Below are 6,357 nucleotides of genomic sequence, written 5' to 3' on the forward strand. Positions count from 1 at the left end.
ACCTCGGGGAATCCGCTTCGCGGCCGGCCGCACCTCACGGCTAGCCTTCACCCCATGATCCTGCGGATGTCGACCCTGTTCGTGCGCACCCTCCGGGACGACCCGGCGGACGCCGAGGTGCCGAGCCACAAGCTGCTGGTGCGGGCCGGGTACGTCCGCCGCGCCGCGCCGGGCATCTACACCTGGCTGCCGCTCGGGCTGCGGGTGCTGCGCAACGTCGAGGGCATCATCCGCGAGGAGATGGACGCGATGGGCGCCCAGGAGCTGCTGTTCCCGGCGATCCTGCCGCGCGAGCCCTACGAGGCGACCGGCCGCTGGACCGAGTACGGCGACGGCATCTTCCGGCTCAAGGACCGCAAGGACGGCGACTACCTCCTCGGCCCGACGCACGAGGAGATGTTCACCCTGGTGGTGAAGGACCTGTACTCGTCGTACAAGGACCTGCCGGTCTGGCTCTACCAGATCCAGAACAAGTACCGCGACGAGGCGCGTCCGCGGGCGGGCATCCTCCGCGGGCGCGAGTTCGTGATGAAGGACTCCTACTCCTTCGACACCACCGACGAGGGCCTGGACCGCTCGTACGCCGCGCACCGCGAGGCCTACATCAAGACCTTCGACCGGCTCGGCTTCGACTACGTGATCGTCAAGGCGACGGCGGGTGCGATGGGTGGCTCGAAGTCCGAGGAGTTCCTCGCCAAGGCCGAGGTCGGCGAGGACACCTACGTGCGCTGCACGAACTGCGACTACGCGGCGAACGTCGAGGCCGTCGAGGTCCGCCCGCCCGCGCCCGTCGCGTACGACGCCGCCCCGGCAGCGCACGCCGAGGAGACCCCGGACACCCCGACCATCGACACGCTGGTGGCGTTCCTCAACGAGCGCCACCCCCGTGCCGGCCGGCCGTGGACCGCGGGCGACACCCTGAAGAACGTGCTCGTCGTGCTCAAGCACCCCGACGGCACCCGGGAGCCGCTGGCGATCGGCCTGCCGGGCGACCGCGAGGTGGACCAGAAGCGCCTGGAGGGCCAGCTCGAGCCGATCGAGGTCGAGCCGATGGACGACGCCGAGCTCAAGAAGCACGCCGCGCTGGTCAAGGGCTACATCGGCCCCGGCGTGCTCGGCGAGGCGTCGGCCTCGGGCATCCGGTACCTGGTGGACCCGCGGGTCGCCGAGGGCACCGCGTGGGTGACCGGCGCGGACGTCGCCGGCAGCCACGTCCTCGACCTCGTCGCGGGTCGTGACTTCACGCCCGACGGCACCATCGAGGCCGCCGAGGTGCGGGACGGCGACGCCTGCCCGAACTGCGCGGACGGCGTCCTGGAGTCGGCGCGCGGCATCGAGATGGGTCACATCTTCCAGCTCGGCAAGAAGTACGCCGAGGCGCTGGACCTGCAGGTCCTCGACGAGAACGGGAAGCTCGTCACGGTGACGATGGGTTCCTACGGCATCGGTGTCTCGCGCGCGGTCGCGGCGATCGCCGAGGGCAACAACGACGAGCTCGGCCTGGTCTGGCCGCGCGAGATCGCCCCGGCGGACGTGCACGTGGTCGCGGCCGGCAAGGAGCCCGCGCTGTTCGAGGCGGCCGAGAAGCTCGCCGCGGAGCTCTCCGCGGCCGGGGTCGACGTGCTCTACGACGACCGCGCCGGCAAGGTGAGCCCCGGGGTGAAGTTCAAGGACGCCGAGCTGATCGGGGTCCCGACGATCGTCACCGTCGGCCGCGGGCTCGCGGAGGGCAACGTCGAGGTCAAGGACCGGCGCAGCGGCGAGCGCACCGAGGTGCCGGTGGCCGAGGCGGCCGCGCACCTGAACGCCCTGGTCCGCGGCTGAACCGAGCCCCCCGACCCACCCGGATCTTCCATCCCCCGTCCGGGCGGGCCGGAGCCCGAGGGTCCGTACCCGGTGATCTCGTCGCCGCGATCACCCCACGCCGTCCGAGTTCCCCCATGCCGTCGTTTCAAACGTGCACCGGGGCACACCGCCCCGAAACCCGGCTGACCCCGCGGCGGTCCTGCGGATAGGTTCGCCCGATGGAGGACCCGCGGACCGTCGAGGCGGTCATCTTCGACTGGGGCGGCACGCTGACCGCCTGGCACGACATCGACTTCCACGCCGAGTCGCTGGCGCTGGCGGCCGCGGTGACCGCGACGCCCTCGACCGAGGACGACCACCACGCGAACGCGGCCCGGCTGCACGCGGCCGGGAGCACGGTCTGGGGCTGGAGCCGGGACCACCAGCGCAGCGCCACGGTGGCCGACCTGTTCGCCGAGGCCGGCCTCGACCACGACCCCGCCCTGCTGACGGCCTACCGGGAGTTCTGGGAGCCGCACACCCTGACCGACCCGCAGGCCGGGCCGATGCTGCGCGCGCTCCGCGGTGCGGGCATCAAGGTCGGCGTGCTGTCGAACACGATCTGGCCACGGGAGTGGCACGAGGGCTGGTTCCGCCGCGACGGGGTGCTCGACCTGATCGACGGCGACGTGTACACCAGCGAGATCCCGTGGACGAAGCCGGCGCCGGAGGCGTTCGCGGCGGCGATGGCGGCGGTGGGGGCGACCGACCCGGCCCGGTGCGTGTACGTCGGGGACCGGCTGTTCGACGACGTCTGGGGCGCCAGGAACGCGGGCCTCAAGGCCGTGCACGTGCCGCACAGCGCGATCCCGGCCGAGCAGCTCGGGCACACCGAGGGGGTCCCGGACGCGGTCGCCCACGAGCTCGCCGAGATCCCGGCAATTGTTGCCGGGTTGTGCAGTGCATGAAGTGGAAGTGGCGGGTTGGTTCCACTGGGACCTGAGGGGCGACAAGATTCCTGTCAGGTGGTGCCGGGGAACATCTCGGGGGTTCCTCGGAACTCCACCTGACGAACGGCCGCGTCGTCGAGAGCGACAAGGGCCCACCGGCGCTCCGCGCCGGCGGTGCTCTCGACCAGCTGGTTGAACGTCCTGGCAATGCGGCGCTCCACCTGGAGCGCCGCATTGCTCAGTTCTGCGGGAGTGCCGAGCGCGGTCGTGACCTCGTAGTCGACCTCGGCCGCGACCGGCGTCTCCCCGTGCCCCTGGACCATCACGGTCAGCTGGTCGCGGCGCTTGCGGTGCGCCCGGAAGGCGGCCAGCATCGCGGCGTACAGGGCGTGCTCGGCCGACGCGGAGGTCCGGGCGCCGATCGCGCCGTAGCTGTAGACCGCGGCGTGCTCACCGGCCAGCGCCGCCTGCAGCGCCTCGACCGGGGTCATCGGGCGGTCCCGTCCAAGGCGGCCAGGTGCTGGGAGACCGACGCGGCCATCTGGCCGAGCAGGCCGGCGAAAGGTCCGCTCTCGGCCCGCATCGCCAGCCCGACGAGCTGGTCGTGGTGGGTGCGCTCGGCGGCGAGCAGCCGGGTGCGGGCCGCGGCCCGGGTCGCCGGCACCTGGTACGCCGCTCCGCCGGCCGAGGTGTCCACCCGGTCCGGCACCGCGTCCTCGACCGCGGCCAGGTGCGCGGCGTGCATCGCGGCCAGGCCGGACAGGGCGGGGGCCGTCGCCGGGAAGGCCGTCGTGGTGGCGCCGACCGCGGCCTGCACGCCGCGGATCAGCGTGGTCGCCTCGACCGCGACGGCGACGTCGGGGGAGAGGTCCCGGACCGCCTCCGCGGCCGGGGTGGTCTGGTCGGAGAACGGGTTCTCGACGCTGCAGCCGGCCGCGACGAGGGTCACCGCGCCGGTCAGGCCGGCGCCGAGGGCCAGCAGAGCGCGCCGCGACGGACCGGGGGACCGGACCGGGCTGGCGGAAGAAGGACGGGGCGACATCACGGCGCATCGTAGCCAGCGGGTCGGCGCGGGGTGGTCCGGAGGCGGGGTGGTCCGGAGGCGGGGTGGTTCTGAGGCGGGGGTCGATGCCCTAGGCTGGCGCCACACAACATCACAGCAGGAGGTCGCCGGATGAGTTCTGGGAAGACGCCGGACATCACCGACCGCCTGGCTGGAGAGCTGGCGCCGAAGGTCGAGGCGCTCGGCCTCGATCTCGAAGCGGTGGAGCTCACCAAGGCCGGCAAGCACTCGGTCCTGCGCGTGGCCGTCGACAAGGACGGCGGCGTCGACATGGACGACATCGCCGACGCCACCCGCGCCGTCTCGGAGCTGCTCGACGGCTCCGACCTGATGGGCCAGGGCGCGTACACCCTGGAGGTCTCCTCCCCGGGCGTCGACCGCCCGCTCACGCTGCCGCGGCACTGGCGCCGGAACGCCGACCGGCTGGTGAAGGTCTCGTTCACCGACGGGAGCGCCCCGGTGACCGGCCGGGTCGGCAGCAGCGACGACGAGGGCGTGGTGCTCGACGTCGCCGGCCGCACCCGGCGGATCGCGTACGCCGACGTGAGCAAGGCCAAGGTCCAGATCGAGTTCAAGCCGCACCGCCCCGACAAGAACGACGACCAGCCGGACGACCGGGCTGACGAGCAGGAGGACTGACGTGGACATCGACATGAGCATCCTGCGCATGCTCGAGCGGGAGAAGGAGATCTCCTTCGACGTGCTCGTGGAGGCGATCGAGCAGGCGCTGCTGACGGCGTACCACAAGACGCCGGGGGCGCTGGAGCACGCGCGGGTCCAGCTGGACCGCAAGTCCGGGCACGTGGCGGTGCTGGCCCGCGAGGCGGCCGAGGACGGCGCGCCGGAGGGCGAGGAGTTCGACGACACCCCGGCCGACTTCGGCCGGATCGCCGCGACGACCGCGAAGCAGATCATGCTGCAGCGGCTGCGGGACGCCGAGGACGAGCTCCGCTTCGGCGAGTTCTCCGGCAAGGAGGGCGACATCGTCTCCGGGCTGATCCAGCAGGGCCGGGACCCCAACGACGTGATGGTCGACCTGGGCAAGATCGAGGCGCTGCTGCCCTCGGGCGAGCAGGTCCCCGGCGAGGACTACTCGCACGGCACCCGGATCAAGTGCCTGGTGGTCAGCGTCCGCAAGGGCATGCGCGGCCCCCAGGTGATGCTCTCGCGGACGCACCCGAACCTGGTGAAGAAGCTGTTCGCGCTGGAGGTCCCGGAGATCGCCGACGGCACCGTCGAGATCGTCGCGATCGCCCGCGAGGCGGGCCACCGCACCAAGATCGCGGTCCGCTCGAACGTGGCCGGGGTCAACCCGAAGGGTTCCTGCATCGGCCCGATGGGGCAGCGGGTGCGCAACGTGATGAACGAGCTGCACGGCGAGAAGATCGACATCGTCGACTGGTCCGACGACCCCGCCGACCTGGTCGGCAACGCGCTCAGCCCGGCGCGCGTGACCAGCGTGACCGTGGTCGACGAGGCGGCCCGTTCCGCGCGCGTCGTCGTCCCGGACTTCCAGCTCTCCCTGGCCATCGGCAAGGAGGGCCAGAACGCCCGGTTGGCAGCCCGGCTGACGGGCTGGCGCATCGACATCCGGAGCGACGAGGCGCCCGAGGACTGATCCAGGGGTCTCAGCAGCCTCGGCCGCAACACCTGTCACGCCGCCGGTTCGGAGTTCCGCCCCGGAACGGCTAGACTCCACTGCTGGTGACTTCTCCCGACAACCCCCTGCGTTCCGGCCCGGTCCGGACGTGCGTCGGATGCCGGGAGCGAGCCGCCAAACGTGAGTTGCTGCGGGTGACTCTCGGGATCGGGCAGGACGGCCGGCAGGCCGTGCTCCCGGACCCGGAAGGCACCGCACCGGGTCGCGGGGCGCACGTCCACCCCTCGCCCGCGTGTCTGGAGCTCGCCGTGCGTCGTCGGGCCTTCGGGCGCGCTCTCCGGATGGGGAGCGGCTCCCAGGGGCCCAGCACGGAGGAGCTGCGGGCCCATCTCGCACTGTCAGAGACCGAGTAGTACGTCTAGGAACTGGAGCACCAGCTCATGAGCACTCGATGAGTACTTTCCGATGAGCTTGCACATCAACTAACGGTCCGCAGCACCCGCTCGGACCAGGAGGAAACACGTGGCCAAGGTCCGAGTAAGTGAACTCGCCAAGGAATATGGCGTCCCCAGCAAGGAAGTCCTCGCACTTCTCACCGACATGGGGGAGTTCGTCAAGGCGGCGTCGTCCGGCGTCGAGCCGCCCGTCGTCCAGCGTTTCAAGGACAAGCACGGCGCCGAGCTGACGGCGCGCAGGGAAGCCGCCGAGGCGAAGAAGGCTGCCAAGAAGGCGCCGGCCAAGAAGGCCGCCGCTGAGGCACCGGCCGAGACGCCGGCCGAGGCGCCCGCCGTCGAGGCGCCGGCCGTCGAGGCTCCTGCCGCGGCACCCGCCGCCGAGGTCGCCGCCGAGGTCGCCGAGCCCGCCAAGGCCGGCCCCCGGCCCGGTCCGCGCGCCGCCGCCAAGGCCGAGCCCGTCCCGGTCGTCGAGGAGCCCGCTGCTCCTGCCGCCCAGGCCCCGGT

At 72.3% G+C, this 6,357-nt stretch carries 8 protein-coding genes; 6 read left to right on the forward strand and 2 right to left on the reverse strand.

Going from position 1 to position 6,357, the window contains the following annotated elements; translation table 11 throughout:
- Nucleotides 1-54: 54 nt before the first annotated feature.
- Both AB4Y76_RS17765 and AB4Y76_RS17770 read left to right on the forward strand, forming a co-directional pair.
- Nucleotides 55-1,824, forward strand: coding sequence for a proline--tRNA ligase (locus AB4Y76_RS17765; protein WP_441927690.1), 1,770 nt, complete (start codon nucleotides 55-57; stop codon nucleotides 1,822-1,824).
- Between the two features lie 200 nt (nucleotides 1,825-2,024).
- A complete protein-coding gene (locus AB4Y76_RS17770) occupies nucleotides 2,025-2,753 on the forward strand; it encodes an HAD family hydrolase (RefSeq protein ID WP_441927692.1) in 729 nt (242 codons plus the stop codon).
- A gap of 53 nt (nucleotides 2,754-2,806) precedes the next feature.
- Here AB4Y76_RS17770 and AB4Y76_RS17775 read toward each other — a convergent pair whose 3' ends face one another.
- Both AB4Y76_RS17775 and AB4Y76_RS17780 read right to left on the reverse strand, forming a co-directional pair.
- The gene (locus AB4Y76_RS17775) at nucleotides 2,807-3,226 is read right to left on the reverse strand and encodes a ferritin-like domain-containing protein (RefSeq protein WP_441927694.1); all 420 of its coding nucleotides are present in this window, start codon (nucleotides 3,224-3,226) and stop codon (nucleotides 2,807-2,809) included.
- A complete protein-coding gene (locus AB4Y76_RS17780) occupies nucleotides 3,223-3,780 on the reverse strand; it encodes a hypothetical protein (RefSeq protein ID WP_441927696.1) in 558 nt (185 codons plus the stop codon). Before AB4Y76_RS17780 ends, AB4Y76_RS17775 begins: the two co-directional genes overlap by 4 nt.
- A 129-nt stretch (nucleotides 3,781-3,909) precedes the next feature.
- On the opposite strand from AB4Y76_RS17780, the gene rimP reads away from it, so the two are divergent.
- The 4 genes from rimP to AB4Y76_RS17800 form a co-directional block, all read left to right on the forward strand.
- Nucleotides 3,910-4,437: a ribosome maturation factor RimP gene (rimP, locus tag AB4Y76_RS17785; RefSeq protein WP_441927698.1), complete on the forward strand. Its 528-nt coding sequence runs from the start codon at nucleotides 3,910-3,912 to the stop codon at nucleotides 4,435-4,437.
- A 1-nt stretch (nucleotide 4,438) separates the two neighbouring features.
- Nucleotides 4,439-5,416 carry a transcription termination factor NusA gene (nusA, locus tag AB4Y76_RS17790; protein ID WP_441927700.1) on the forward strand — a complete coding sequence of 326 codons (978 nt, stop codon included), beginning with the start codon at nucleotides 4,439-4,441 and terminating at the stop codon, nucleotides 5,414-5,416.
- A gap of 86 nt (nucleotides 5,417-5,502) precedes the next feature.
- Nucleotides 5,503-5,811: a YlxR family protein gene (locus AB4Y76_RS17795; RefSeq protein ID WP_441927702.1), complete on the forward strand. Its 309-nt coding sequence runs from the start codon at nucleotides 5,503-5,505 to the stop codon at nucleotides 5,809-5,811.
- A gap of 109 nt (nucleotides 5,812-5,920) precedes the next feature.
- Nucleotides 5,921-6,357: translation initiation factor IF-2 N-terminal domain-containing protein (locus AB4Y76_RS17800; RefSeq protein WP_441927704.1), on the forward strand; the 437-nt coding region annotated here is incomplete at its 3' end.

It is taken from the genome of Marmoricola sp. RAF53, assembly GCF_052114005.1.
GTDB lineage: Bacteria > Actinomycetota > Actinomycetes > Propionibacteriales > Nocardioidaceae > Marmoricola.